Genomic DNA, 24,105 nt, shown 5'->3' with positions numbered 1-24,105 from the left:
GCGCTCCGAAGAGGTGATCCATGCAACCCAACGAAAAGAACGGCCGTGACTTCTACGCGCTGGCCTGGCGCTGGCATTTCTACGCTGGCCTGTTCGTCGCGCCTTTCATGATCCTGCTGGCGCTGACCGGAATCGTCTACCTGTTCAAGCCGCAGCTGGATGCGCTGCTCTACCCGCAATTGCTGCGCGTCGAGGCCGGCGCGCAGATGCGCAGCGCCGACCAGTTGCTCGCCGGGGTGCGCCAGGCGCACCCGCAGGCCGCCGTCAGCCAGTACCTGCCGCCGAGCGAGGCGGGGCGCAGCGCGCAATTCGTGATTGGCGAAGAGGGCAGGCAATGGAACCTCTTCGTCGATCCCTACAGCGGACGCGAACTCGGCCGCCAGGATGCGCAGCTGAATCTCCAGGCGGTGGCCCGGGCACTGCATGGCGAGTTGATGGCCGGGACCGTCGGCGACCGGCTGATCGAGCTGGCCGCCGGCTGGGGCATCGTCCTGGTGGTCTCCGGTCTCTACCTGTGGTGGCCGCGCGGGCGGGCGGCGAGCGCGCTGTTCTGGCCGCGCCTGCACCTGCGCGGACGACCGCTGTGGCGCGATTTACATGTGGTCGCCGGTTTCTGGGGCAGCCTGCTGTTGCTGTTCATGCTGCTCAGCGGGATGACCTGGACCGGCTACTGGGGCAAGCAGTTCGCCGATGTCTGGAATCGCTTCCCGGCGGCGATGTGGAACGATGTGCCGACCTCCGACATGCTGGCCGGTAGCCTCAACAGCGCGTCGCGCCAGCAGGTGCCCTGGCCGCTGGAGAACACTCCGCTGCCGCGCTCGCAGCCGCCGGCGGCCGACGCCCATGCCGGGCACCGCGGGCATTCCGCCCAGGCCGGGCACGAGATGCCGATGGACATGCCGATGCCGGCGGGCATCCCTCTGCAAAGGGTGGTGGATATCGCCCGCGAGCGCGGCGTGGCGGCGGGCTACGGGATCGCCCTGCCGAGCGGGATGGAGGGGGTCTACACGATTTCCGTGTTCCCCGACGATCCGCGCCACGACGCCACCCTGCACATCGACCAGTACAGCGGCAAGGTTCTCGCCGACGTGCGTTGGCAGGACTACAACGCGGTGGCGAGGAGCGTGCAGATGGGCGTCGTGCTGCACGAAGGCAAGCTCTTCGGCCTGGGCAACCAGTTGCTGATGCTCGCGGTCTGCCTGGCGATCCTGCTCAGCTCGGCGAGTGGCCTGTGGATCTGGTGGAAGCGCAAGCCGGCCGGACGCCTTGGCGTGCCGCCGCTGCGCCACGAACTGCCGCGCTGGAAGAGCGGCATCGCCATCATGCTGGCGCTGGGCGTGGCCTTCCCGTTGGTGGGGGCCTCGATCCTGCTGGTCTGGGCGCTGGACTGGCTGGTGCTGTCGCGGCTGCCGGCGGTTCGCCGGGTCCTGGCCTGAGACCTGCTGTCCGGCGCTCAGTCGAGGTCGAGCTGGCGGGTCTTCCAGAGTGCCGCCAGCAACAGCACGCAGAGCAGCGCCTCGGCGCCGAGCCAGAGGAAGGTGGTCAGCGCCGGCGAGGCGTCGATCAGCACACCGTAGAGACGCGCCGCGCCGCCGCTGGCGATCACCGCCAGGGCGGCGAGCAGGCCGAGCACCAGATAGCGGGGGCGCAGGGCGGCATAGCCGAGCAGCAGGCCGATGCCGAAGCTGGTGCCGCCGTAGCTGGCGCGCAGGTCGGTGAGGGCGGCGGGGGTGAGCGGTTCGCCGCTGGTGAGCAGGGAGGCGAGCGGGCCGGGGAAGAAGACGAAGCCCAGGCCGAGGACCACGAACAGTGCCGAGCACAGCCAGAGCAGGCGAAGCGGGTGAGTCATGCGGTGTCTCCCTTGGTCATGAAAGGGGCGCATCGACGCGCCCCCTGTTCCTTCTGACCTCAGCCGGCGCCGCGTTGCTCACTTCTCAGGGCTGGAAGGCACCGATGAAGATCGCCGGGTCGACTCGCGCGTCGTTCAGGCTGACGTTCCAGTGCATGTGCGGTCCGGTGGCCCTGCCGGTGGCGCCGACCTTGCCGAGTACGCCGCCGCGCGGCACCTGCTGGCCGAGCTTCACGTCGATCTTCGACAGGTGGCAGAACATGCTGATGAAGCCCTGGCCATGGTCGACGAACACCGTCTTGCCATTGAAGAAGTAGTCGCCGATGAGGATCACTTTGCCGGCCGCCGGCGCCTTGATCGGCGTACCGGCCGGTACCGCGAAGTCTAGACCGGAATGCGGGTTGCGCTCTTCGCCGTTGAAGAAGCGGCGCAGGCCGAAGGGGCTGGAGAGCGGACCGTCGACCGGCTTGTCGAGCATCAGGTTGCTGGGCAGGCCGGGACTGAAGCGGCGGTAGGCGGCGGTCTGCTCGGCGAGTTCGCGTTCGATGCGCTTGAGGTCTTCCGGCAGCGGATTGACCTGGCGCTTGTTCTTCAGGGTGATGCGCTGCTCGCGGTAGTGCTTGCCGGCGACGCTGAAGCTTTCCTCGTGGTTGCCGGTCGCCGCCCGCACTTCCAGCTTCTGCGGGCCGGGCTTGATGCTCAGCGGGATGCCGACCACGGCGATCCAGCGGCGGCCTTCCTCGCGCACCACCAGCACCGGCTTGCCTTGGTAGAAGGCCCGCGGCGGCGGGCCTTCCTCGCCGAGGTCGACCACCGCCACCCCGCCGGGCACCGGCTTGTTCAGCAGGCGCATGATGAAGCTGTCGGCCTGGGCGGGCAGGGCGCAGAAAGCGGAGAGCAATAGCGTGGAAACGAAGGCTAGGGTGCGGGGCATCGGCTTCTCGACTCGTCGGGCGTCAAAGCCGTCTATGCTGGCGGAAGAGCGTGGCGGGGGAAAGCCCGCAAGGGTTGCAAACGTTTTCACCTGCGGCACTCTGTCGCGCCCGGCGTTTTTACTTTTGCCCCGCGCTCAGGCATAAAGGGCCCATTCTCCGGAGAACCGACGATGCCCCTGTCACGGCGCCCCGTGGCCTGGCTGGCCAGCCTGGCCGTGCTGATGAACCTGTTCGTGGTGCCGCTTTCGCAGGCGCTGACGACGCAGGAGCGCGCCTCGTTGCTGCTCGGCGGCTTCTGCAGCACCTCGTCCGACTCGCTGCTGCGCCTGAAGCTGAGCGCCGCGCTCAAGGACATCGATCTTCCCGACGACCACGAAAGCCTGGCCCCGCACCTCTGCTGCTGCGCCGGCGCCGCCGGCACGCCCGGACTGGTCGTCTCCTGGCCGGCATTGCCGCTGGCGCCGCTGGCCAGCCCGGCCCGTATCGCCTTCTCCACGACCGACCTGCCTCCCCTGCGCTACTGGCGCCTCGCCAATCCTCGCGCTTCTCCTGTCGCCTGACTCCTCCCCCGCGCCTTCGACAACCTGGACCTTCGGGTCGGGGCAGGTCGCGGCGCAATGCCCTAGCTTCCCCCCTGGAATCGCCGGTCCGACGGAAAAAGACCGGTCATACGCTACTGGAGAGTCACCATGCGCACATCCTTCTTCGCTACCGCGGCCCTGCTGGCCGTTTCCGCTTTCGCCCAGGCCCACGAGTACAACGCCGGCCAGTTGCACATCGAGCATCCCTGGGCGCTGGCACTGCCACCGACCTCGCCGAACGGCGCGGCCTATTTCGTGGTGCAGAACCATGGCAAGGAAAACGACACCCTGCTTGGCGCCGACACGCCGCGCGCGGCTTCTGCCGAGGTGCACGAGCATGTGCACAAGAACGGCATGATGAGCATGCAGAAAGTCGACAGCGTCGATGTCGCGCCAGGCAAGGACCTGCGTTTCGCCCCCGGTGGCTACCACCTGATGCTGATGGGCCTGAAGCAGCCACTGGTGGCCGGCGAGCGCTTCCCGCTGACGCTGCATTTCCGCAAGGCCGGCGACGTGCCGGTGGAAATCGTCGTCGAGTCCAAGGCGCCGGCCGAACAGGGCGGGCACGAGCAGCACGGCCACTGAGCGCCGTGTCGAGCAGGGGCGCCCGGCGCCCCGCCTTTGCGTGCGAGGTTCAGAGCATGAACAGCAACAGATATCCCTTGCCGGCGCAGACCGGCCTGGTGGTGGCTCCCGGCCTGCCGCCGAAGAACTCCACCCTGCGTCCGGACCAGCTCAACAAGCGCCTGAGCAGCGCCTGGCACCATCTCTATGACCTTTGCCCGGAACTGCTGAAGATCGATCCGCCGGATGGCCTGACCATCCTCCGCGGTTTCCTGCAATGGGCGGCCGAGCAGAAGGCCGCCTGGAACTGGGCGATGCACCTGCGCCTGTACTGCTGGCTGCTGCAGTCGCCGTTCGGCGCCAAGGTGACCGACGAGCACCTGGAGGTGCTGATGGACGCCTCCGCCGCGCGCTGGACGGTGGACGACACCAGCGCCAACCGCGGCATCCTACTGGCCAGCCAGGGCGGTGCGCACATCACCCAGGACTGGAAGGCGCCGCAGGCCGGCGCCGGCACGCGCGTGCCGCTGGAGCGCCTGGACCTGCCGGCGCCGAACTGGACATTCGCCTATTGCGCGGTGCCCGACCCGCGGCTGCGCGAGTTCCCGGGCTGGAAGCCGTTGCCGGCACGCGGCTCGCTGGTCGGTTGAGCGCTCGCCGCCCCGCGTGCGGGGCGGCGCCGTTTCAGCGGTTGGCCAGGGCCCGCTGGTTGGAGTCGTAGATGTTGTCGCGTTCCGGAACGTGCCGGCCGGCGAGGCTTTCCAGCCATTCCTCGGTGCTGAGCACGGCGGCGAAGGACGACTGCAGGACGATGCCGAAGATCCGGTGGATCTCTTCCGCGCTGGCCTGGCCGGCGCGGTTGCGGTAGGGCACCGAGCCGCTGGCATCGTGCAGGTATTCCACCTGCCAGCCTTCGTGGATCGCCTGGCGGATGGTGGAGTCGTCGCAGTGCTGGGTCATATAGCCGACCACGGCGAGGGTGTCGATGTCGCGCTCGCGCAGCCAGTCGGCCAGCCCGGTGCCGACGAAGGAACTGGCCAGTTTCTTCTCCACCTTGTGCTGGTAGGGCCGCGAGGCGACCACTTCGTGCAGCTCGGCCTGCCGGCTGCCGCGCGCGAACAACGGCGAGTCCGCCGGTGCCAGGTGCTGCACCACGACGATCGGGATGCCCGCCGCGTAGGCGGCATCCATGGCGGCGCCGATGCGTTCCAGCGACGATTGGATGGCGGGAAATTCGATACGCAGGTTGCCGCTGACGTATTCGTTCTGTACGTCGATGACCAGCAAGGCGCGTTTGGGTTGACGTGCGGACATGGCGTTTCCTCCTGAGTGGGTGAGGCGGATTCTGGTCCCGGCGCGGCGTAGCGAGTGAGTGGCCTGAGAGACAACTTTCGCTAGAATCGGGCCAACCCGCTCATACCCACCGAGGTGCGCATGTCCCGCCAGTCCGTGGCTGTGGTGGCCTTCGACCGCATCAGTCCGTTCCACCTGTCGGTGCCCTGCCTGGTGTTCGGCCAGGAGTGCTACGACCCTTGCGCGCAGGCCTTCGACCTGCGTGTCTGCGCCGCCGAGCCAGGCCGGCTGCGAACCACGGTGGGGTTCACCATCGAGGCCGAGGCCGGGCTGGAAGCGCTGGCCGAGGCGCAGACCGTGATCGTGCCGAGCTGGCGCGATCCATACGAGCGTCCGCCACAAGCGCTGCTGGAGGCGCTGAACGCGGCCCGTGCACGCGGAGCGCAACTGGTGGGTTTGTGCCTGGGGGCCTTCGTGCTGGCCGAGGCCGGGTTGCTCGACGGTCGCCGCGCCACCACCCACTGGATGTGGGCGGAGGATTTCGCCGGGCGCTTTCCCGCGGTGCGGGTAGAGCCCGACGTGCTGTACATCGAGGACGACGGCCTGCTGACCTCGGCAGGCACCGTCGCTGGCATCGACTGCTGCCTGCACCTGGTGCGCCAGCGGCTCGGTGCGCAGACTACCAATCACCTGGCCCGCCGCCTGGTGGTGGCGCCGCATCGGCAGGGCGGCCAGGCCCAGTTCATCGAGCAGCCGCTGCCGGGCAGCGCCCAGGACGGCCGTCTCGGCGAGCTGCTGGTGTGGCTGCGGCAAAACCTCGACCAGGCGCACAGCCTGGACAGCCTGGCACAGCGGGTGCTGATGAGCCGGCGGACCTTCACCCGGCATTTCCGCCAGCTCACCGGCACCACCGTCAGCCAGTGGCTGCAGGCCGAACGCCTGGCCCTGGCCCAGCGCCTGCTGGAAACCACCGAGCATTCGGTGCAGGTGATCGCCGGGCTGGCCGGCTTCGGTTCAGCGGTGTCGTTGCGCCAGCAGTTCTCCGCCGCGTTCGGCCTGCCGCCGCTGGGCTACCGGCGCGCCTTCGCCTCCTAGTCCGCCGGAGGGCGCTTCTGCAACTGCTGGCGCCAGAGCGCGTCCATTGCCTGCAACTGCACCGGGCCGAACAGCGCCTGCGTCGCGCCGGTGTGCCAGGCCCAGAGCTGGTCGCCGAAATCGTAGTGCCACCATTCGCTGGGCAGGTTGCTGAAACCGGCATCGAGCATCGCGTGATAGAGCAGGCGACGATGATCGCGGACGCGTCGCTGGCGCGCGTCGGGCTCCGCCAGGCGTTCGAAGTAGGCGGTGTAGGAGGCTGGTACGGCTTCGTCGAAGGCGCTGCCCATGTCCAGCCAGCGGCCCTGGGCGTCGCACAGGGTGACGTCCACCGCGCCGCCGGTGAGATGCGGGCTTGGTGCCTCGCGGCTGCTGCTCGGCGGCGAGACGAACTGGCGGGTGAGCCGCTCCAGCTCGGCTTCGCCGGCCCTTGGGTAGTGCGCGGCCAGGGCGCTGGACAGGCTGTCGTAGAGATACTGCTGCACGGCGAACGGTCGCCAGGCGTCCAGCACTACCAGGCGCACGCCACCGGGGAGAGCGGCGGCGACCCGCAGGAGACGCTCGAAGACCTCGCCGCGAGCGTGGCACTCCGGGATCGCGTGAGGAATGCCGAGCTTGTGGTAGGCCGGCCAGACGCTGAAGTCGCGGCTCAGTCCGAGTGCTTCCAGCGGCGTGCCGGCATCGACGATGGGGATGCCGGCCACGGCGTGCCAGTCGGGCTCCGGGAGAATGGGGATGGCTTGGGTGAGGTCGGTCATGGCGTCAATTGAGCAGGCGTGGCAGCCACAGGGTCAGGGACGGGAACAGGATCAGCAGCGACAGCACCCCCAGGGCCACGAGGATGAACGGCCAGATACCCTTGAACATTTCCAGGATATCGAGGCGGCTGATGGTCGCCACGATGAACAGGCAGGCGCCCATTGGCGGGGTGATCAGGGCGATGGTGATGTTCAGGGTGAAGATCAGCCCCAGGTGCACCGGATCCACGCCGGCGGCCAGCGCCACCGGGGCGACTATCGGTGTCAGCAGCATCAGTACCGAGACCTCCTCCATGAGCATGCCGCAGACGAAGATCACCGCGCTGATGATGAACAGCATCAGGGTCGGCGAGTGGCCGAACGGCTCCAGCAACTGGGCGAACTCGCTGGCGACCTGGGCGTAGTTGAGCAACCAGTTGATCACCGAGGCGGCAGCGATGATCACGTAGATGCTGGCGGTCAGGCGTACCGTCTCGCGTAGCGAGTTCCACAGCCCGACCAGGCTCAGTTGGCGCTGGAGCAGGCCGACCAGCGCCACGTAGAGGGCGATCAGGGCGCCCGACTCGGTGGGCGTGACCAGTCCCAGGACGATTCCGGCGACGATGATCACCGGCGCGATCAGCGCGGTCAGGGCACCGGACAGCGCCGCCAGGATCTCGCCCCAGGCCGGCGCCGCGTGGCGCGCCTGCAGCCCGTTGCGGTAGGCGTACACCGCGTTCAGCAGCATGAAGGCGGCGGCCAGCAGCAGGCCGGGGATCACCCCGGCGAGGAACAGCTCGCCCACCGAGGTGTTGGTCAGCGAGGAGTAGAGGATCATGAAGATGCTCGGCGGGATGATCGGACCGATCAGCGAACTGCCTGCGGTCAGCCCGGCGGCGAAGCGCCGCGAGTAGCCTTCCTTTTCCATGGCCGGCACCAGCAGGGTGCTGAGTGCCGAAGCGTCGGCCGCGGCGGACCCGTTGACCCCGGCGAAGAACACCCCGGCGACCACGTTGACGTGGCCGAGGCCGCCGCGGAAGTGGCCGACCAGGGCGTTGGCCAGGCGCATCAGGCGCGGGGTCATGCCGGAATGGTTCATCAGGTTGCCGGCCAGCACGAACAGCGGGATCGCCATCAGCGAGAAGATGTCCATGCCGCCGAAGAAGCGCTGCGGCAGGGTGTTGGCGAACAGCGCCGGGTCGACGAAAAGGAACCCCACCAGCGCAGTGAGCAGCAGGCAGAGGAACAGCGGCAGGCCGAGCAGGAGGTTGACCACGAAGGCCGCGATCATGGCGATGGCCATCATGCCTGCGTCCCTCCCTCGATGGTGGTGCTGGCCGGCTGCCGCGGCCAGGGGCCCTGGAGCAACAGCATGAGGGTCAGCAGGCCGAAGCCGAGCGGCAGGCTGAGCAACGGCCAGGTGCGGCTGACGCCCAGGCCGAGGCTGCGGAAGCGCCCGGCGTTCAGCGCGTAGCGGGTACTCACCCAGGCGGCGAAGGCGAAGAAGGCCAGCGCCAGCAGCCACTGGTAGAGCCTGAGTACCTGCGCCAGGCGTGGCGGCAGGTGCTGTTCCAGCAGGTTGACGCGCATGTGCCCGCCCTCCATCCATACCGCGCCGAGCGCCAGCATTACTGCGCCGATGATGAGGTAGCGGGCCAGTTCGTCCATCCAGATCGGCGAGCTGCCGAGCAGGTAGCGGGCGAACACGCCGTAGATGAGCAGGACCAGGTCGAGCAGCAACAGCAGCGTGGCGAGGTTCAGCAACGCGGCGCGCATGCCCTTGAGCAATGACGGCATGGGAGGTACTCCGGAAAGTCGGACAGGCGCGCCCGGCCGACGGCAGCGGCCGTCGGGGGGCAACGCGCGAAGGTCAGGGGGCGGTGGCGAGACCGGCGTCGCGGAAGGCCATCTCGGTCCAGCGCGGCTCGATGTCCTGGGTCTTCAGCCAGGCCAGGTAGGACGGCTGGCCTTTCTCGCGGAAGGCGGCGAGGTCATCGGCGGACGGCTGGATGATCTGCATGCCCTTTTCCTTGAGGAACGCCAGGTCGCGCTCCTGCTGGGCGGCGACCGCCTCGCGGTTCAGCCGGGTGGCTTCGGCGGCGGCGTCGAGCAGGGCCTGGCGCTCCTTTGCCGGGAGGCTGGCGAGCAGATCGCCGTTGGCCACCAGGAACTGGTCGGAGTATTGGATGTTGGCCAGGGTCAGGTACTTCTGCACCTGGTAGAGGCTGCCGAGGATGATGTAGGAGGTCGGGTTCATCTGGCCGTCGGCGACGCCGGTGCGCAGGCCCATGTACAGCTCGGTCCAGGGGATCGGCGTGCCGGAGGCGCCGAAGGCTTCGTAGAGCGCCACCTGGCTGGGATCCATGGCGCGGAAGCGCAGGCCCTGGAAGTCCGCCGGGCCGTGGATCGGCTTCTTGCCGTTGGTGAAGTTGAGGAAGCCGCCTTCCTCGACCACCGCCAGCAGCTCGGTGCCGGTGCGCTCGCGGAAGGCCTCGCGGGCGGCCTGCCAGTAGCTGCCGCTGTCGAAGAAGGTGTGGGCCGCGGCGGCGTCCTTGAACATGAAGGGCGTGGCGCTGACGTAGATCTCCGGGAACAGCGGGGCGATCCCGGCGAAGGAGGCGATGTTCAGGCCGGGGCCGGTCATCACCTGTTCCATGCGCTGCTCCTCTTCGCCGAGCATGCTGTTGGGGTAGAGCTTGAACTGCAGTTCGCCGCCGCTCTTTTCCTCGGCCAGGCGCTTGAGGTTGCTGGCGAACAGATGCACCAGGTTCTTCTCGCTGTCGGCGGCGCCGTTATAGCTCAGGTTGAGGGTGGTGGCGGCCTGGGCGAGGCTGCCGCCCAGGCCCAGGGCGGCGGCCAGCAGTCCGGCGGCGAAGCGGCGGGCGAGGCCGCGGCGCGGATTCGTGTGCATGTTGTTTTCCTTATGGCAGTCCGAACGGTCGAGGGATCGGCGGCACTTCTTGTCGGGGCGCGGGGCCGGGTGCTCGCACGAAAGCGAAGCAACGCTAGCCGTTGTCTCGTTGACTATTCAAGTCCGGACGTGATGCGAAAAAGACAACGCCTCAGCGCTGCGAGAGCCCGGGCGCGTCGCCACTGAAGAAGCGCATGCCGCGGCGCAGGTGTTCCAGGCAGGCGATCGCCGCCACGGTCAGCTCGCGGCTCTTGTGGCTGACGATCCGCGCGCGGGCGTCGCGCAGCGCCGGGTGGGCCAGCGGCAGGCAACGGATATGCCCGGCCTCGATCTCGTGGCTGACCGTCAACTCCGGCATGAAGGCCACGCCGATGCCGGACTTGACGAAATTGGTCAGCACCGCCACCGAGTTGGTGCGCAGTTTCGGCCTTAGCTCGATGCGCTCCAGTTGGGCGGCGATCACCGCCAGCTGGCCCATGCCGGTGCTGTTGTGGATCAACGCCAGCGACTCGTTGCGCAGCGCGCGCATCGGCACCGCGCCGCGGTGTCCGGCGAGGGCATGGTTGGCGGGGATGATCAGGTCGAGGGGCTGGCGGGTGTCGACGTGCACGTCCAGCTCGCCGTCCTCGACCGGGGCGTAGACCAGGGCCAGGTCGACGGCGTCTTCCTTGACCAGTGCCACGCCTTCGTTGGCCCCGGCCATGCGGACCTCCAGCTCGATGCCGGGGTAGCGCAGGATGAAGCTCTGCAATGGCTGGGAGATCAGGTCGGCGATGAAGCCCTCGCCGACCGCCAGGCGCACCTTGCCCTGGCGCAGCCCCTGCAGGGCCGATAGACGCGACAGCACGCCCTCTTCATTGGCCCGTTGCTGGCGGTAGTGCGCCACCAGCAGCTCGCCGGCCTCGGTAGGCGCCACGCCCTGCGGGGTGCGTTGCAGGAGGCGCACCCCGAGATGTTCCTCCAGACTGGCGAGCTGCCGGCTGATGGCCGAGGGGTCGATGTTCAGGTGCTGGGCGGCGCGGCGTAGAGAGCCGTGGTGGATCACCTCGTTGAGGTAGGCCAGGGCCCGTTGGCTGAGACGGATCATCGCGGCTCAGTCCAGCAGCGACAGGGTCACCGGCGTCCGGTGGTTGTCCTCGACCCGCACCTCCAGTTCGCCTTCCGCGAGGCGAGCCTTCAGGCGCTGTCCCGGCTGGGTCTGGCCGGCATCGCGGATCGCCCGGCCACGCTCGTCGAGGAGGATGCTGTAGCCGCGGCCCAGGGTCGCCAGCGGGCTGACCACGTTGAGCGTCTGCGCCAGTCCTTCGAGGCGCTGACGACGATCCTTCAGTACCTCGCGGGCGGCGCGCGGCAGGCGCGCGGCGAGGCTGTCGAGCTTCTGCCGGAGCAGCGCCAGGGTGCGGCCCGGATGCTGCGCGGCGAGGCGCGTCTCCAGGCGGACCAGGCGTTCGTGGCGGACCGCCAGCTGGCGCTCGAAGGCACGGCGCAGGCGCATGTCCAGGTCGTCCAGGCGCTGCGCCTGCTGGCGCAGGCGTTCGCCGGGATGGCGCAGGCGGCGGGCGACGCCTTCCAGGCGCAGGCGTTCGCGCAGCAACTGGTCGCGCATGCGCAGCACCAGGCGCCGGCGCAGGCCGTCGAGACGCTGCTGCAGGTCGCCGGCGTTGGGCGCCAGCAGTTCGGCGGCGGCCGAAGGCGTCGGCGCGCGCACGTCGGCGACGAAGTCGCTGATCGATACGTCGGTCTCGTGGCCGACCGCGCTGACGATCGGTGTGGCGCAGGCTGCCACGGCGCGTGCCACCGCTTCTTCGTTGAAGCACCAGAGGTCTTCCAGGGATCCGCCGCCACGGGCCAGGATCAGCGCGTCGAAGCCTTGCCGGTCGGCCAGTTGCAGCGCGCGGACGATCTGCGCGACGGCCTCGCGGCCCTGCACCGCGGTGGGCACCAGGGTCAGCTCGACCTGCGGTGCGCGGCGGCGGAACACGCTGATGATGTCGCGGATCACCGCCCCGCTGGGCGAACTGACGATACCGATGCGGCGCGGATGGGCGGGCAGCGGACGCTTGCGTTCGCTGGCGAACAGGCCTTCGCCGGCGAGTTTTTCCTTCAATGCCTCGAAGGCCAGGCGCAGGGCGCCGTCGCCGGCCGGCTCGACGGTATCGGCGATCAACTGGTAGTCGCCGCGCCCCTCGAACAGCGAGATCTTCCCGCGCACCTTTACCGCCAGCCCGTCGCGCAAGGCCTGGCGTACGCGCAGGGCGTTCTGCCGGAACAGCGCGCAGCGGACCTGCGCGTTGCTGTCCTTGAGGGTGAAGTAGACATGGCCGGAGGCCGGCCGGGCGAGGTTGGACAGCTCGCCCTCGACCCACACCTGCGGGAACACGTCTTCCAGCAGCAGGCGGGCGCGTTGGTTCAGTTGGCTGACGGTCAGCACCTCGCGATCGAGGCCGAGCCGTTGGAAGGGATCGTTACGCATGGGCGGCATGATAAGGCGGCGCACCGCGATGTGCGATCAATCCTTGGCTTCGTTCGGCAGATTCTCCAGGAAATATTCGACGAACCCTTCCACCAGGGGGCTATCGTCGCGTCGCCAGGCCAGCGCCACCTCGCTGTATGCCTCTGTCTCGGCCAGAGGCATGAAACGCACGGCGGGCGGTGCGATGGCGCGCATCGAGGCGGGCACCAGGGCGACGCCGAAGCCGGCCTCGATCAGTTGCAACTGGCTGGTCTTGCGCGACAGCGCGCGCGCCGGGCGTGGGTAGAAACCGGCGCCGAGGCAGAGTTCGGCGGCGCGATAGCTGAGGCCGCCGCGTTGCAGGTGGGGAATGGAGACGAAGGTTTCTCCGGCCAGGGCGGCCAGGGCCACGGGGGCTTCACGGCGGGCCAGCGGATGGTCGGCGGCGAGAGCCAGGAGCAACGGCTCGCGGTACAGGGCGCGCAAGTGCAGCCGGGGATGCTGGCGCAGCACCGGCAGGCGCAGCAGGCCAAGGTCCAGGCGTCCTTCGGCGAGATCGGCGAGTTGCTGCTCGGAGGATTGCTGGGTCAGTTCCAGGCGGACGCCGCTCTGCGCCGCGAGGTAGCTGCGCAGCGCCGCTTGCAGGCCGCCCACCAGCGGCACCGAGCTGGAATGCCCCAGGCGCAGCAGGCCATGGCCGCCTTCGCCGACCTCGCGAGCCAGGCGCCGGGCGGCCTCCAGGTCGCCGAGCAGGCGCTGCGCGCGGGGCAGGAAGGCGCGGCCGGCCGGCGTCAGCTCGACCTGGCGCGGACCGCGGCGGAGCAGTGGGGTGCCGATGCTGTCCTCCAGTTCGCGCACCTGCCGGCTGAGCGCCGACTGGGCGACGAACAGGCGTTCGGCGGCACGGCTGAAGCCGCCGGACTCGACGATTTCGATGAAGTAATGGAGTTGCCGCAAAGAGATCATCGGAGGATTCCCCATGCCTTTTCGAGATGGCTACAGGGCTCGGATTGTATTGGCTGGCGCGCCGTTGCGCTCGCTAGAGTGCGCAGGTCGTCGTTCCGGGAGCCGCCATGTCCTCGCTCGATCCGTCAGTCCTGTTCGCCGCCCTGCCGTTCAGCCTATGGCAATGGCTGCTGGTCGAACTGGCCATCGTCCTCGCCTATGTGGTGTTCGGCATCGCCGGCTTCGGCACCGCGCTGGTCGCCGGCCCGTTGCTGGCCGGGGTGCTGCCGCTGTCGCAGATCATTCCGCTGCTGGTCCTGCTGGATTTCAGCGCGTCGTTCGGCAACTGGCTGCCGGCGCGGCGGCAGGTCGCCGTCACTGAACTCAAGCGTCTGCTGCCCTGCATGCTGCTGGGCTGTGCGCTGGGGGCGTACGGTCTTTTGGCGTTACGCGCGGAGCTGCTGATGCTGGCCCTCGGCGTGTTCGTCAGTCTCTATGCGCTCTACGCGCTGTTCCTCCAGCCACGCGGCCAGCCGCGCTGGCGGGCGACCTGGGCGCTGCCCTTCGGTGTCTTCGGCGGGCTGTTCGGCGCGTTGTTCGGCAGCGGCGGCTTCCTCTACTCGCTGTACCTGAACGGGCGCCTGGCGAGCAAGGAGCAGATGCGCGCCACCCAGAGCGCGCTGATCGGTTGTAGCACCTTCGTCCGCCTGGGGCTGTTCCTGCTCGCCGGACTGTATGCCGCGCGCGAGCCCTGGCTGCTCGCCGCCTGCCTGCTGCCGGGGATGGCGCTGGGCCTGTGGATCGGCCGCCGGGTGACCCTGCGCCTGTCGCGTGAAGCCTTCGTCCGCCTGGTTACCTGGCTGGTGCTGTGCAGCGGCCTGGCGCTGGTCGGGCGCTACCTGGCCGCCTGAAGCGGTTGCGCCGGGCACAGGCCGAACTGTGCGGCCAGCTCTTCGAGGCGCTGGCGCTGGAATTCGCGGAACGCCGCGTTGGGCTGCTGCAACTCGATGAAGTCGCGCAGCGGGTCGCGCACCGCGCTGCGCACGCCGCTGAGTTCTTCGATCACAGCCAAGCCGCAGAACGGCACGTAGGCTTCCGAGTAGCCGCCTTCGTGGACCACCACCAGGCGTCCGCCGGCATGCCGCTCGGCCGCGTCGCGGACCATCGCGGTCATCGCCCGGAAGCTGTCGCTGTGCAGTTGCATGCGTGCCAGCGGGTCCACCGCGTTGGCGTCGAAGCCACTGGCGACCACGATCAATTGCGGGCGGAAGCGCTCCAGCGCCGGCAACACGATGCGTTGCATGGCCTGCATGTAGGCGTCGTGACCACCGCCGGGAAGCAGCGGCACGTTGAGGTTGAAGCCACGACCGCGATCCTCGCCGATGTCTTCGGCGCCGCTGTAGCCAGGCGGGAAGCAGCCGTCCTGGTGCAGGGAAATGCTCAACACGTCGTCGCGCCGGTAGTAGATCGCCTGGGTGCCGTTGCCGTGATGCACGTCCCAGTCCAGCACCGCGACCCGCTCGATGCCGTGGCGCGCCTTGGCCGCCTCGATGGCCACGGCGATGTTGGCGAAGAAACAGAAGCCCATCGCCTGGTCCGGCAGGCAGTGGTGACCCGGCGGCCGCGACAGCGAGTAGGCGTTGTCCGCCTCGCCGGCGAGCACCGCGTCCAGCGCGGCGATGGTCAGGCCGGCGGAGAGCCGGGCGATCTCGTAGCTGCCCGGGCCGATCGGTGCGTCCTGGCCGAGGCTGCCGCCGCCGGCGTCGCTCAACGCCTTGAAGCGTTCCAGATAGTGCGCCGGATGCACGCGCAGCAGGTCCTCGTCGCTCGCCGGCGGTGCGCTGCGCAGTTGCAGGCGGGCGGTCAGGCCGGACACGTCGAGCAGGCTTTTCAGCCGGCGCTTGGTTTCCGGTGATTCGGCGTGTCCGGCAGCGGCAGGCGGTTGCACCCAGCCGCCGACCGGCAGGGTCAGCGCGTGCGGGCCGGCGGCGTGCCAGAGGCAGAGTTCGTCGAAGAAGAAAGCGGTACGTCGGGTCATGGCGGATATCCGTGGTTCGGGAAAAGGGTTTCAGCGTGGCCGGCAGGCCAGGGCCAGCAGCAGCGAGAGGCCGGCCAGGCCGGCGGCGATCGGCAGCAGCGGGATGAAACCGCCGCTGCTTTCGATGAGTCGTCCGGCCAGCGCCGGGCCGATGGCCAGCCCGCCGCCGATGACCAGGTTGGAGGCGTTCATCAGGCGGCCGGAGCGGTCCAGGTCGGCGAGGCAGGCGAGGATGAACGGCAGGGCGAAGGTCCAGGTGAACTTGAACAGCAGCGCGGCCAGGGCGAAGCGCGCCAGCGGCGGCTGGCCGATCAGCAGGAGGATCGCCGCAGCCATCGCCAGGTAGCCGCCGAGCAGCATCAGGTCGCGCGGCAGGCGGTTGCCGATGAAGGAGGCGCAGGCCGCCCCGGCGATGCCCATCAGGGTGGCGACGGCGAGTACTTCGCCGCTGGCGCCGGCACCGATCCCCGCGCCTTCGGCGATGGCGCCGATGAAGGTCCAGACGCCGCTGAGGCTGATATAGAAGGTGAGCACGGCGAGGATACCCAGCCCGACCCGCAGTCGCGAGTGAACCGCGCCGGTGCTGGCGCGGGCTTCCGCTGGCGGGCTGCCACTGGGGAAGGCCCGCGACAACGGCAGGGCGAGGCCCATCAGGCCGGCCAGCAACAGGTAGCAGGCGGCCAGGCCGAAGCGTTCGAACAGCGCCGGCAGCAGTGCCAGGCCGACGGCGCCGACCACCAGTTGGCCCATCACCCAGAGCCCGTAGACCCGGCTCGGGGTGGCGGTGCTGGCGGCGCTGGACAGGCAGAGGATCATCAGCGAGCCGCCGGCGAGGGCGCTGCAGAAACGCAGGGCGAGCAGCAGCGGGTAGCTGCCGGCCAGCGCCGAGGCCAGGTTGGCAGCGATGAACAGCAGGCCGGCGAGCAGCGCCGCGTGGCGCCAATCGACGCGTTTCAGCCAATGGAAGGCCGGCAGCGTCGCCAGGCTCATGGCGCCCAGCTCCACCGAAAACAGGTCGCCGACCCGCGCCGGGCTCAGTTGCCACTGGGCCGCCAGTTGCGCAGCGACGGCGGGGGCGGTCATCAGGATGGTCGGGGTGATCGCGGCGAACACCACGATGGCCGCGAGCAGCGCGAGGTTGCCGGACGCCGGAGAGGCGCTGGCGAGGGGCTTGTCGGAAGCGTTCATGGCTGCGCCTCCTCAGAACACATGGACCAGGCGCAACAGGGCCTGGCTGCCATGGAAAGCATTGTCGGTGGCGACGTTGCGCGAGAGACCGAACATCAGGCTGTTGCGCCGGTCCAGCCAGTGGCCTAGCTCGAAGCCGAGTTGGGTGTAGCGCTGGTGGGTGTCGTCGAGGGTATGGCCCTGCAGCTTCAGTTCGCCGCCATCGGCATGCACCAGCTTGAGGGCGCCGTAGGTGCTCTGGCTGAAGTCGTAGGAGGCGAAGGCCTGCAGACGATAGAGCGGTTTCTGTTCCAGGTCGCTGCCGAAGTAGTCGTCGTTCTTCGCGTAGAACTGCGCTTCCAGGTTGGCTTCCAGCACCCAGTCGCGGCCGATGCCCTGGGTGTAGTTGTAGACGAAGGTGGCGCCCCAGCGGTTGGCGCCGGGCGAGACATCGGGGTTCTTCGCGTGGTACTCGCCCAGCGGCAGGGTGATCAGGGTCAGCAGGCCGCTGTAGCGGCGCCGTTCCGGGTCGTTGACGAAAAACAGGGTGCCGCCGACCTGGGGATCGCCGAAACCGGTCTCGCCGGTATGCCCGGCGGTGCCGGGCAGGCGCGCATCGATGTCGACGAAGGGAATGATGAACTGCGGCGTGCAGAGGGTGCCGCAGATGTCGCTGAAGAACACCTGGCGGTAGGCCACCGCGTTGGTCTTCAGTTCGGCCTTGCCGTTGCGATCGGCCGGCCCGTGGAACTCATGGGCGCGGGTCGCCGGCAGGTAGAGTACGCCGAGCGTGGTGCCCGCCGGGGCGCCGAAGAAGTCGCGGGCGTTGAGGTCGGCGGCGCCGGCCTCGGCACCCAGCAGGAGCTGGATGCCGAGCAGCGTGAGGGCGCTGGCGGTCGGTGCGGCCATCGAGGCGGTGCGGTGGGTCATGTGTCGGTCTCCCCGGACGTTGTGTGCCCGGCGTTCGTCGCGCCGGTGGTGGTTGCGCCTTTTCGCAGGCGAAAGGGCGCCCATGCCGCCCTTGGCGGGGCGGTCGAAGCGGTGATGGCAGGGGTGGAGGGCTGTCAGCCAGGCGGAAACTGGTGCAGCAGGTGGGCGATGCTCGCCTTGTCGTTGACGCCGAGCTTGGAGTAGATGGTGCGTATGTGATGGCGCACGGTGTTCGGCGCCAGGCCGAGGTCGCGGGCGATCTGCTTGTAGGTCTTGCCTTCGCTGAACAGCAGGGCGACGTCGCCTTCGCGATTGCTCAACTGTTCGATCGCGCTCGGTTGCCGCGCGGTGAGCAGGTAGAGGTCGCCGACCTGCCGCGAGTCGATCACCAGGCGCGCATCGCGATAGCCCAGCGGACTGGTTTCCTCCGGCAGTTGCGGACCGGTCCAGCCCGGCCAGGTGCCGAGCAGCAGGTCGACGAAGCCGCGTTCGGCGCAATGCAGCACGCCGTAGCGGTCGCATACCGCCATGGCCAGTGCCTGGCGTTCGAGGGATTCGCGCAGGGCCACCAGGGTCCGGATCTGGTTGGCCGAGACGGCCGCGGCCAGGTGCGCCGAGAGTTGCCCGAGGAGCAGCTTCTCCTGTTCCGCGAAAGGCGGGCCGCCAGGCGTGCGATAGAGGGCGACGTGGTCGCTGAGGCGGGTGATCGGATCGACGTGGATCACGCAGAGCAGCTCACCGATGTCGTGACGCGCGCCAAGCCAGCGCAGCCCGGCGGTGGCCTGCATGTCGACGGCCACGGCGGTGCCCGGGCGGGCGTGTACCAGGCCGACGGTGATGTCGTCGTGGCTGATCGATTTCCAGTCCTCGACATAGTGCTCTTCGAGGTTGAACAGGTGTGCGCTGTGCTCCACCGGCACGCCGTCGATCAGCGCCGCGCGGCCCCACCAGGCACGCTGGAACGGCACCAGTTGCTGCAGACGTTCCAGCGCGGTGCGATGGAAACGCTCCAGGGTCTTGTCGCGCGCCAGCCGGTTGATGTCCAGCACGGCGGCGCCGAACGCCGCGAGCAAGGCTGCGGATGACGAATGCGGGTCAGTGCTCCCTTTCATTCTCTCCCCCGTCCCACTTTTATAGTTCTTGGAATCGGCGTCCCGCCGCCTGGGCGGTCGCTGGGTGACGTACGCAGTATCCGGCCATCCGCCGCCGCGCTGCCATCCTGCAAATGCGGGATAGGACAGGCGGAACGGGACCTGGCGGGCGCCTTGCAAGATATTTGCCCATTCGCCGTTTTCGGCGATCAACTGCGTTGAGCGGAAGCGCGTGGCTGGGTATAATGTCGCGCTTCCATTTTTCCCGTCTGGGAGCGCCCGCCATGCTGCGAATCAGTCAAGAAGCCCTGACTTTCGACGACGTCCTTCTGATCCCCGGTTATTCCGAAGTCCTGCCCAAGGACGTGAGTTTGAAAACTCGCCTGACCCGCGGCATCGAACTGAACATCCCGCTGGTATCCGCCGCGATGGATACCGTGACCGAAGCCCGCCTGGCCATCGCCATGGCTCAGGAAGGCGGCATCGGCATCATCCACAAGAACATGGGCATCGAGCAGCAGGCCGCGGAAGTCCGCAAGGTCAAGAAGCACGAGACGGCCATCGTCCGCGACCCGGTCACCGTGACTCCCTCGACCAAGATCATCGAACTGCTGCAGATGGCCCGCGAGTATGGCTTCTCCGGCTTCCCGGTGGTGGAGCAGGGCGAGCTGGTCGGTATCGTCACCGGTCGCGACCTGCGGGTGAAGCCGAACGCCGGCGATACCGTCGCCGCGATCATGACCCCGAAGGACAAGCTGGTCACCGCCCGCGAAGGCACCCCGCTGGAAGAGATGAAGGCCAAGCTCTACGAGAACCGCATCGAGAAGATGCTGGTAGTCGACGAGAACTTCTACCTGCGTGGCCTGGTGACCTTCCGCGACATCGAGAAAGCCAAGACCTACCCGCTGGCGTCCAAGGACGAGCAGGGCCGCCTGCGCGTCGGCGCCGCCGTCGGCACCGGCGCCGATACCGGCGAGCGCGTTGCCGCGCTGGTCGCCGCCGGGGTCGACGTGGTGGTGGTGGACACCGCCCATGGCCATTCCAAGGGCGTGATCGAGCGTGTGCGCTGGGTCAAGCAGACCTTCCCGGACGTCCAGGTGATCGGCGGCAACATCGCCACCGCCGAGGCCGCCAAGGCCCTCGCCGAGGCTGGCGCCGACGCGGTCAAGGTCGGCATCGGCCCGGGCTCGATCTGCACCACCCGCATCGTCGCCGGTGTCGGCGTGCCGCAGATCTCCGCCATCGCCAACGTCGCCGCCGCCCTCGAAGGCACCGGCGTACCGCTGATCGCCGACGGCGGCATCCGCTTCTCCGGCGACCTGGCCAAGGCCATGGTCGCCGGCGCCTACTGCGTGATGATGGGCTCGATGTTCGCCGGTACCGAGGAAGCGCCGGGCGAGATCGAGCTGTTCCAGGGCCGTTCCTACAAGTCCTACCGCGGCATGGGTTCGCTGGGTGCCATGTCCGGCTCCCAGGGCTCGTCCGACCGCTACTTCCAGGACGCCTCCGCCGGCGCCGAGAAGCTGGTGCCGGAAGGCATCGAGGGTCGCGTGCCGTACAAGGGTGCCCTGTCCGCCATCGTCCACCAGCTGATGGGAGGCCTGCGCGCCGCCATGGGCTACACCGGCAGCGCCGACATCCAGCAGATGCGCACGCAGCCGCAGTTCGTCCGGATCACCGGTGCGGGCATGGCCGAGTCCCATGTCCACGACGTCCAGATCACCAAGGAAGCCCCCAACTACCGGGTTGGTTGAGGCTGATTGAAATGAGTGCTGCACGGGGCTGTTCGATTCAGCCCCGTGTCGTTTTCGAATTCCGTAGCGAGAGATGGCCATGTCCCAAGACATTCACGCCCACCGTATCCTGATCCTCGATTTCGGCTCCCAGTACACCCAACTGATCGCCCGCCGCGTGCGCGAGATCGGCGTGTATTGCGAAATCCATCCCTTCGACATGAGCAACGAGGCGATCATCGCCTTCGCGCCGCGCGGCATCATCCTCGCCGGCGGTCCCGAGTCGGTACACGAAGCCGACAGCCCGCGCGCGCCGCAGGCGGTGTTCGACCTGAGGGTGCCGCTGTTCGGCATCTGCTACGGCATGCAGACCATGGCCGAGCAGATGGGCGGCAAGGTGCAGGGCTCCGACCTGCGCGAGTTCGGCTACGCCCGCGTCGACGTGGTCGGCAAGGCGCGCCTGCTGGACGGCATCGAGGACCACGTGGACGACGACGGCGTGCTCGGCCTCGACGTGTGGATGAGCCACGGCGACAAGGTCACCGAGATGCCGGCCGGCTTCCACATCCTGGCCAGCACCCCGAGCTGCCCGATCGCCGCCATGGCCGACGATGCCCGCGCCTACTACGGCGTGCAATTCCACCCGGAAGTCACCCACACCAAGCAGGGCCTGCGCATTCTCTCGCGCTTCGTCCTCGACATCTGCGGTTGCGCCGCGCTGTGGACCCCGTCGAACATCGTCGACGACGCCATCGCCACCGTGCGCGCCCAGGTCGGTTCCTCCAAGGTCCTGCTCGGCCTCTCCGGCGGCGTGGACTCCTCGGTGGTCGCCGCGCTGCTGCACAAGGCCATCGGCGACCAACTGACCTGCGTGTTCGTCGACAACGGCCTGCTGCGCCTGCACGAAGGCGACCAGGTGATGGCCATGTTCGCCGAGAACATGGGCGTGAAGGTGATCCGCGCCAACGCCGAGGACAAGTTCCTCGGTCGCCTGGCCGGCGTCGCCGACCCGGAAGAGAAGCGCAAGATCATCGGCCGCACCTTCATCGAAGTCTTCGACGAAGAAGCCACCAAGCTGCAGGACGTGAAGTTCCTCGCCCAGGGCACCATCTACCCCGACGTGATCGAGTCGGCTGGCGCCAAGACCGGCAAGGCCCACGTGATCAAGTCGCACCACAACGTCGGCGGCCTGCCGGAGGACATGCAGTTCGAACTGGTCGAGCCGCTGCGCGAACTGTTCAAGGACGAAGTGCGCAAGATCGGCCTGGAGCTGGGCCTGCCCTACGACATGGTCTACCGCCACCCGTTCCCCGGCCCGGGCCTGGGCGTGCGCATCCTCGGCGAGGTGAAGAAGGAGTACGCCGACCTGCTGCGCCAGGCCGACCACATCTTCATCGAGGAACTGCGCGCCTTCGACTGGTACCACAAGACCAGCCAGGCGTTCGTGGTGTTCCAGCCGGTGAAATCGGTCGGCGTGGTCGGTGACGGCCGTCGCTACGCCTGGGTCGTCGCCCTGCGCGCGGTGGAGACCATCGACTTCATGACCGCGCGCTGGGCGCACCTGCCCTACGAGCTGCTGGAGAAGGTCTCGAACCGCATCATCAACGAGATCGCCGGTATCTCCCGGGTCACCTACGACGTGTCGAGCAAGCCGCCGGCGACTATCGAGTGGGAGTGATCCCGCGTCCGGCACAGACTGGCACCAAGAAGCATTAAAACACCCCTAAGCCCGCGTAATTGCGGGCTTTTTTCGTTCTTGGCGTAGCACTGTCTGGCAAATTTTCGCATCGCCAAGCACACCGTTTCTATGGCATGGTAGATGGTACGATTTGAACCTGATGCCATGTTCGGCACTCGATACCATGCCTCCTCTGATGGGGTGTTCATGGTATCGAATTTAGGTAACGCATTGTCCTTAAAGAAGTTTTTTGAGGATTTGTGGGGCTTTTTGAGCATGGTATTTTTGAGAGGAAACCCAACCCGACCATGCTGACTGATACCAAGCTGCGCAACCTCAAGCCAAAGGACAAGCTCTACAAAGTGAATGACCGTGACGGCCTCTACGTGGCCATCACCCCTGCGGGTTCGATTTCGTTCCGCTACAACTACTCGATCCACGGCAGGCAAGAGACCATCACCTTCGGCCGCTATGGTGTCGGAGGGATCACGCTAGCGGAAGCTCGCGAACGGCTGGGCGAAGCCAAGAAGATGATCGCCGCAGGGAAATCTCCAGCCAAGGAGAAAGCGCGGGACAAAGCCCGCGTCAAGGATGCTGAGACATTCGGCGCGTGGGCCGAGAAGTGGTTGCGCGGCTATCAAATGGCAGATTCCACCCGCGACATGCGCCGTGGAACATACGAGCGAGAGCTAAAGCCGAAATTCAGCAACAGGAAACTGATAGAAATTACCCACGAGGACTTGCGGGCGCTGACTGATGCCATCGTGGAACAAGGCAGGCCATCAACGGCCGTGCTTTGCCGCGAAATTATGATGCAGGTCTTCCGCTGGGCTATCGAACGCGGACAGAAGGTTGAGAACCCGGCCGATTTGGTGCGCCCGTCAACTATCGCCAAGTTTGAGCCGCGAGATCGAGCACTGACGCCCGAGGAAATTGGCTTGATGTACCAGTACATGGAGCGTATCGGCACCACACCTTCAATTCGAGCGGCTGCCAAGCTGCTGTTGCTAACGATGGTTCGCAAAAGCGAACTGACCAACGCAACGTGGAACGAAATCAATTTCACCGACGCGCTCTGGACAATCCCCAAGGAGCGGATGAAGCGCCGCAATCCCCATTTGGTGTTCCTGTCGAGGCAGGCGCTGGATATTTTCATCGCGCTGAAGACCTTCGCCGGCGGTTCGGAATACATTCTGCCATCACGTTATGACTCAGACTTGCCGATGAGCAGCGCAACGCTCAATCAGGTGCTTACCCTTACCTATCGGCTGGCCCAGAAGGAAGGGCAGTCACTTGGCAAGTTTGGACCGCACGACTTGCGGCGCACAGCCAGCACGCTGTTGCATGAGGCGGGCTATAACACCGACTGGATCGAGAAGTGCCTTGCGCACGAACAGAAGGGCGTTCGTGCCATCTACAACAAGGCCGAGTACCGCGATCAGCGCCGGGCGATGCTCCAAGATTGGGCCGACATGATCGACGAGTGGACAATCAGGAAGACCCGCCTCAAGGACTGATTCGGAGCCTAGAGACCTGCATTCTGTAGCGAAATGCCCACTTCGGTGGGCTTTTTTTTGTCCGAAAAACGATGAATTTCCGGACGCGATAAATTGGGTTTAAGTGCCTATTGCAAACCTAATTAAAACAGCGGTTTGCGTTATCAAGATTGTCCGTCAAACGTTGAATTTACGGACACTAAGTGATTGATTTAATTGAAAAAATATGATCGTATATGCTGGAATTTTCCGGAATTGTGTAGCAATAATTAAACCTCGGATGATGACAAAACGAGGTATTCGGTGTGGAAAAAGAATTAAGGAGAGCAAGTAAAGTTCTCATTAGCAAAAAGCAGCTGCTGGAGATGATTCCGCTGTGCGAGCGCACGATCTACAACTTTGAAAAGCAGGGGAAATTTCCTCAGCGCATTGCGCTCAGTAGCCGCAAGGTCGTGTGGGATTTGGCGGAGGTCGAGGCATGGATTGATGCGTGCAAACATTCCAGCCCGGCCCCTCGTCCCGGAATGGGGGCCTGAATTGTGGCGGCCAACTTGCAGGCGACATTTACGAGTAGACCGCTTGTACTGGGCTTAATACAGCTCCGGTTGGG

The 24,105-nt window shown here is 67.2% G+C and carries 24 protein-coding genes; 10 read left to right on the top strand and 14 right to left on the bottom strand.

Annotated elements, in window-relative coordinates; translation table 11 throughout:
• Window positions 1–20 precede the first annotated feature (20 nt).
• Window positions 21–1,436, top strand: coding sequence for a PepSY-associated TM helix domain-containing protein (locus HMPREF2886_RS26915; RefSeq protein WP_058018310.1), 1,416 nt, complete (start codon window positions 21–23; stop codon window positions 1,434–1,436).
• 17 nt (window positions 1,437–1,453) lie between these two features.
• Here HMPREF2886_RS26915 and HMPREF2886_RS26910 read toward each other — a convergent pair whose 3' ends face one another.
• Both HMPREF2886_RS26910 and HMPREF2886_RS26905 read right to left on the bottom strand, forming a co-directional pair.
• Window positions 1,454–1,849, bottom strand: coding sequence for a DUF4345 domain-containing protein (locus tag HMPREF2886_RS26910; protein WP_003092748.1), 396 nt, complete (start codon window positions 1,847–1,849; stop codon window positions 1,454–1,456).
• An 85-nt stretch (window positions 1,850–1,934) separates the two neighbouring features.
• Window positions 1,935–2,783 carry a M23 family metallopeptidase gene (locus HMPREF2886_RS26905; RefSeq protein WP_033975773.1) on the bottom strand — a complete coding sequence of 283 codons (849 nt, stop codon included), beginning with the start codon at window positions 2,781–2,783 and terminating at the stop codon, window positions 1,935–1,937.
• A gap of 171 nt (window positions 2,784–2,954) precedes the next feature.
• On the opposite strand from HMPREF2886_RS26905, the gene HMPREF2886_RS26900 reads away from it, so the two are divergent.
• The 3 genes from HMPREF2886_RS26900 to HMPREF2886_RS26890 all read left to right on the top strand — a co-directional run bounded on the left by HMPREF2886_RS26900 (window position 2,955) and on the right by HMPREF2886_RS26890 (window position 4,579).
• A complete protein-coding gene (locus tag HMPREF2886_RS26900) occupies window positions 2,955–3,344 on the top strand; it encodes a DUF2946 family protein (RefSeq protein ID WP_070748711.1) in 390 nt (129 codons plus the stop codon).
• Between the two features lie 129 nt (window positions 3,345–3,473).
• The gene (locus HMPREF2886_RS26895; protein ID WP_033969960.1) at window positions 3,474–3,950 is read left to right on the top strand and encodes a copper chaperone PCu(A)C; all 477 of its coding nucleotides are present in this window, start codon (window positions 3,474–3,476) and stop codon (window positions 3,948–3,950) included.
• Window positions 3,951–4,006: 56 nt separating this feature from the next.
• Complete coding sequence (locus HMPREF2886_RS26890) at window positions 4,007–4,579, top strand: putative natural product biosynthesis protein (protein WP_003092738.1); 573 nt, start codon at window positions 4,007–4,009, stop codon at window positions 4,577–4,579.
• Window positions 4,580–4,613: 34 nt separating this feature from the next.
• Here HMPREF2886_RS26890 and HMPREF2886_RS26885 read toward each other — a convergent pair whose 3' ends face one another.
• Window positions 4,614–5,243: a cysteine hydrolase family protein gene (locus tag HMPREF2886_RS26885; protein WP_033969959.1), complete on the bottom strand. Its 630-nt coding sequence runs from the start codon at window positions 5,241–5,243 to the stop codon at window positions 4,614–4,616.
• A 120-nt stretch (window positions 5,244–5,363) separates the two neighbouring features.
• Here HMPREF2886_RS26885 and HMPREF2886_RS26880 point away from each other — a divergent pair, with 120 nt between their 5' ends.
• Window positions 5,364–6,317 carry a GlxA family transcriptional regulator gene (locus HMPREF2886_RS26880; RefSeq protein WP_070748709.1) on the top strand — a complete coding sequence of 318 codons (954 nt, stop codon included), beginning with the start codon at window positions 5,364–5,366 and terminating at the stop codon, window positions 6,315–6,317.
• Here the strand turns inward: HMPREF2886_RS26880 and HMPREF2886_RS26875 are convergent.
• The 7 genes from HMPREF2886_RS26875 to HMPREF2886_RS26845 all read right to left on the bottom strand — a co-directional run bounded on the left by HMPREF2886_RS26875 (window position 6,314) and on the right by HMPREF2886_RS26845 (window position 13,383).
• Window positions 6,314–7,075 (bottom strand): M15 family metallopeptidase, encoded by a 762-nt coding sequence (locus tag HMPREF2886_RS26875; protein ID WP_033975771.1) that lies wholly within the window; start codon window positions 7,073–7,075, stop codon window positions 6,314–6,316. The two genes, HMPREF2886_RS26880 and HMPREF2886_RS26875, sit on opposite strands and share 4 nt — an antisense overlap.
• 4 nt (window positions 7,076–7,079) lie before the next feature.
• A complete protein-coding gene (locus tag HMPREF2886_RS26870) occupies window positions 7,080–8,360 on the bottom strand; it encodes a TRAP transporter large permease (RefSeq protein ID WP_079387346.1) in 1,281 nt (426 codons plus the stop codon).
• Window positions 8,357–8,851, bottom strand: a complete 495-nt coding sequence (locus tag HMPREF2886_RS26865; RefSeq protein WP_033969954.1) for a TRAP transporter small permease — start codon at window positions 8,849–8,851, stop codon at window positions 8,357–8,359. The genes HMPREF2886_RS26870 and HMPREF2886_RS26865 overlap by 4 nt, the downstream gene beginning before the upstream one ends.
• 73 nt (window positions 8,852–8,924) lie before the next feature.
• Entirely contained in the window at window positions 8,925–9,965 is a 1,041-nt protein-coding gene (dctP, locus tag HMPREF2886_RS26860) for a TRAP transporter substrate-binding protein (RefSeq protein WP_033969953.1), read from the bottom strand.
• Between the two features lie 151 nt (window positions 9,966–10,116).
• The gene (locus tag HMPREF2886_RS26855; protein WP_039027519.1) at window positions 10,117–11,052 is read right to left on the bottom strand and encodes a LysR family transcriptional regulator; all 936 of its coding nucleotides are present in this window, start codon (window positions 11,050–11,052) and stop codon (window positions 10,117–10,119) included.
• A gap of 6 nt (window positions 11,053–11,058) precedes the next feature.
• The gene (gene xseA / locus HMPREF2886_RS26850) at window positions 11,059–12,438 is read right to left on the bottom strand and encodes an exodeoxyribonuclease VII large subunit (RefSeq protein WP_033969989.1); all 1,380 of its coding nucleotides are present in this window, start codon (window positions 12,436–12,438) and stop codon (window positions 11,059–11,061) included.
• A gap of 36 nt (window positions 12,439–12,474) precedes the next feature.
• Window positions 12,475–13,383 carry a LysR family transcriptional regulator gene (locus HMPREF2886_RS26845; RefSeq protein WP_033969951.1) on the bottom strand — a complete coding sequence of 303 codons (909 nt, stop codon included), beginning with the start codon at window positions 13,381–13,383 and terminating at the stop codon, window positions 12,475–12,477.
• Window positions 13,384–13,490: 107 nt separating this feature from the next.
• Here HMPREF2886_RS26845 and HMPREF2886_RS26840 point away from each other — a divergent pair, with 107 nt between their 5' ends.
• Window positions 13,491–14,273, top strand: a complete 783-nt coding sequence (locus tag HMPREF2886_RS26840; protein WP_052151819.1) for a sulfite exporter TauE/SafE family protein — start codon at window positions 13,491–13,493, stop codon at window positions 14,271–14,273.
• Here HMPREF2886_RS26840 and HMPREF2886_RS26835 read toward each other — a convergent pair.
• The 4 genes from HMPREF2886_RS26835 to HMPREF2886_RS26820 all read right to left on the bottom strand — a co-directional run bounded on the left by HMPREF2886_RS26835 (window position 14,258) and on the right by HMPREF2886_RS26820 (window position 18,609).
• Window positions 14,258–15,400 (bottom strand): class II histone deacetylase, encoded by a 1,143-nt coding sequence (locus HMPREF2886_RS26835; protein ID WP_033975768.1) that lies wholly within the window; start codon window positions 15,398–15,400, stop codon window positions 14,258–14,260. The two genes, HMPREF2886_RS26840 and HMPREF2886_RS26835, sit on opposite strands and share 16 nt — an antisense overlap.
• Before the next feature lie 30 nt (window positions 15,401–15,430).
• Window positions 15,431–16,588, bottom strand: a complete 1,158-nt coding sequence (locus tag HMPREF2886_RS26830; RefSeq protein WP_057388894.1) for an MFS transporter — start codon at window positions 16,586–16,588, stop codon at window positions 15,431–15,433.
• A 12-nt stretch (window positions 16,589–16,600) separates the two neighbouring features.
• On the bottom strand, window positions 16,601–17,497 hold the full coding sequence (locus HMPREF2886_RS26825; RefSeq protein WP_033969944.1) for a transporter: 897 nt from the start codon (window positions 17,495–17,497) through the stop codon (window positions 16,601–16,603).
• Between the two features lie 134 nt (window positions 17,498–17,631).
• A complete protein-coding gene (locus HMPREF2886_RS26820) occupies window positions 17,632–18,609 on the bottom strand; it encodes a helix-turn-helix transcriptional regulator (protein ID WP_031638751.1) in 978 nt (325 codons plus the stop codon).
• 263 nt (window positions 18,610–18,872) lie between these two features.
• Between HMPREF2886_RS26820 and guaB the strand changes: the two genes are divergently transcribed.
• The 4 genes from guaB (at window position 18,873) to HMPREF2886_RS26800 (ending at window position 24,031) form a co-directional block, all read left to right on the top strand.
• Window positions 18,873–20,342, top strand: a complete 1,470-nt coding sequence (gene guaB / locus HMPREF2886_RS26815) for an IMP dehydrogenase (RefSeq protein ID WP_003092702.1) — start codon at window positions 18,873–18,875, stop codon at window positions 20,340–20,342.
• Window positions 20,343–20,421: 79 nt separating this feature from the next.
• Window positions 20,422–21,999 carry a glutamine-hydrolyzing GMP synthase gene (gene guaA / locus HMPREF2886_RS26810; protein ID WP_033969941.1) on the top strand — a complete coding sequence of 526 codons (1,578 nt, stop codon included), beginning with the start codon at window positions 20,422–20,424 and terminating at the stop codon, window positions 21,997–21,999.
• A 308-nt stretch (window positions 22,000–22,307) separates the two neighbouring features.
• The gene (locus HMPREF2886_RS26805) at window positions 22,308–23,516 is read left to right on the top strand and encodes a tyrosine-type recombinase/integrase (RefSeq protein ID WP_024248387.1); all 1,209 of its coding nucleotides are present in this window, start codon (window positions 22,308–22,310) and stop codon (window positions 23,514–23,516) included.
• Window positions 23,517–23,800: 284 nt separating this feature from the next.
• Window positions 23,801–24,031 (top strand): helix-turn-helix transcriptional regulator, encoded by a 231-nt coding sequence (locus HMPREF2886_RS26800; RefSeq protein ID WP_000410046.1) that lies wholly within the window; start codon window positions 23,801–23,803, stop codon window positions 24,029–24,031.
• Window positions 24,032–24,105 lie beyond the last annotated feature (74 nt).

The sequence above is a fragment of the Pseudomonas sp. HMSC066A08 genome, assembly GCF_001813025.1.
GTDB lineage: Bacteria > Pseudomonadota > Gammaproteobacteria > Pseudomonadales > Pseudomonadaceae > Pseudomonas > Pseudomonas aeruginosa.
This window is presented reverse-complemented; position numbering and strand designations above follow the sequence as displayed.

Excerpts from the sequence above, each read along its gene's own strand:
- HMPREF2886_RS26835 (WP_033975768.1), bottom strand. The coding sequence starts at position 15,400 with ATGACCCGACGTACCGCTTTCTTCTTCGACGAACTCTGCCTCTGGCAC.
- xseA (WP_033969989.1), bottom strand. The coding sequence starts at position 12,438 with ATGCGTAACGATCCCTTCCAACGGCTCGGCCTCGATCGCGAGGTGCTG.
- HMPREF2886_RS26890 (WP_003092738.1), top strand. The coding sequence starts at position 4,007 with ATGAACAGCAACAGATATCCCTTGCCGGCGCAGACCGGCCTGGTGGTG.
- HMPREF2886_RS26875 (WP_033975771.1), bottom strand. The coding sequence starts at position 7,075 with ATGACCGACCTCACCCAAGCCATCCCCATTCTCCCGGAGCCCGACTGG.
- guaB (WP_003092702.1), top strand. The coding sequence starts at position 18,873 with ATGCTGCGAATCAGTCAAGAAGCCCTGACTTTCGACGACGTCCTTCTG.
- HMPREF2886_RS26885 (WP_033969959.1), bottom strand. The coding sequence starts at position 5,243 with ATGTCCGCACGTCAACCCAAACGCGCCTTGCTGGTCATCGACGTACAG.
- HMPREF2886_RS26895 (WP_033969960.1), top strand. The coding sequence starts at position 3,474 with ATGCGCACATCCTTCTTCGCTACCGCGGCCCTGCTGGCCGTTTCCGCT.
- HMPREF2886_RS26865 (WP_033969954.1), bottom strand. The coding sequence starts at position 8,851 with ATGCCGTCATTGCTCAAGGGCATGCGCGCCGCGTTGCTGAACCTCGCC.
- HMPREF2886_RS26845 (WP_033969951.1), bottom strand. The coding sequence starts at position 13,383 with ATGATCTCTTTGCGGCAACTCCATTACTTCATCGAAATCGTCGAGTCC.
- HMPREF2886_RS26830 (WP_057388894.1), bottom strand. The coding sequence starts at position 16,588 with ATGAACGCTTCCGACAAGCCCCTCGCCAGCGCCTCTCCGGCGTCCGGC.
- HMPREF2886_RS26910 (WP_003092748.1), bottom strand. The coding sequence starts at position 1,849 with ATGACTCACCCGCTTCGCCTGCTCTGGCTGTGCTCGGCACTGTTCGTG.
- HMPREF2886_RS26805 (WP_024248387.1), top strand. The coding sequence starts at position 22,308 with ATGCTGACTGATACCAAGCTGCGCAACCTCAAGCCAAAGGACAAGCTC.
- dctP (WP_033969953.1), bottom strand. The coding sequence starts at position 9,965 with ATGCACACGAATCCGCGCCGCGGCCTCGCCCGCCGCTTCGCCGCCGGA.
- HMPREF2886_RS26840 (WP_052151819.1), top strand. The coding sequence starts at position 13,491 with ATGTCCTCGCTCGATCCGTCAGTCCTGTTCGCCGCCCTGCCGTTCAGC.
- HMPREF2886_RS26900 (WP_070748711.1), top strand. The coding sequence starts at position 2,955 with ATGCCCCTGTCACGGCGCCCCGTGGCCTGGCTGGCCAGCCTGGCCGTG.
- HMPREF2886_RS26825 (WP_033969944.1), bottom strand. The coding sequence starts at position 17,497 with ATGACCCACCGCACCGCCTCGATGGCCGCACCGACCGCCAGCGCCCTC.
- HMPREF2886_RS26880 (WP_070748709.1), top strand. The coding sequence starts at position 5,364 with ATGTCCCGCCAGTCCGTGGCTGTGGTGGCCTTCGACCGCATCAGTCCG.
- HMPREF2886_RS26870 (WP_079387346.1), bottom strand. The coding sequence starts at position 8,360 with ATGATGGCCATCGCCATGATCGCGGCCTTCGTGGTCAACCTCCTGCTC.
- HMPREF2886_RS26905 (WP_033975773.1), bottom strand. The coding sequence starts at position 2,783 with ATGCCCCGCACCCTAGCCTTCGTTTCCACGCTATTGCTCTCCGCTTTC.
- HMPREF2886_RS26820 (WP_031638751.1), bottom strand. The coding sequence starts at position 18,609 with ATGAAAGGGAGCACTGACCCGCATTCGTCATCCGCAGCCTTGCTCGCG.
- HMPREF2886_RS26855 (WP_039027519.1), bottom strand. The coding sequence starts at position 11,052 with ATGATCCGTCTCAGCCAACGGGCCCTGGCCTACCTCAACGAGGTGATC.
- guaA (WP_033969941.1), top strand. The coding sequence starts at position 20,422 with ATGTCCCAAGACATTCACGCCCACCGTATCCTGATCCTCGATTTCGGC.
- HMPREF2886_RS26915 (WP_058018310.1), top strand. The coding sequence starts at position 21 with ATGCAACCCAACGAAAAGAACGGCCGTGACTTCTACGCGCTGGCCTGG.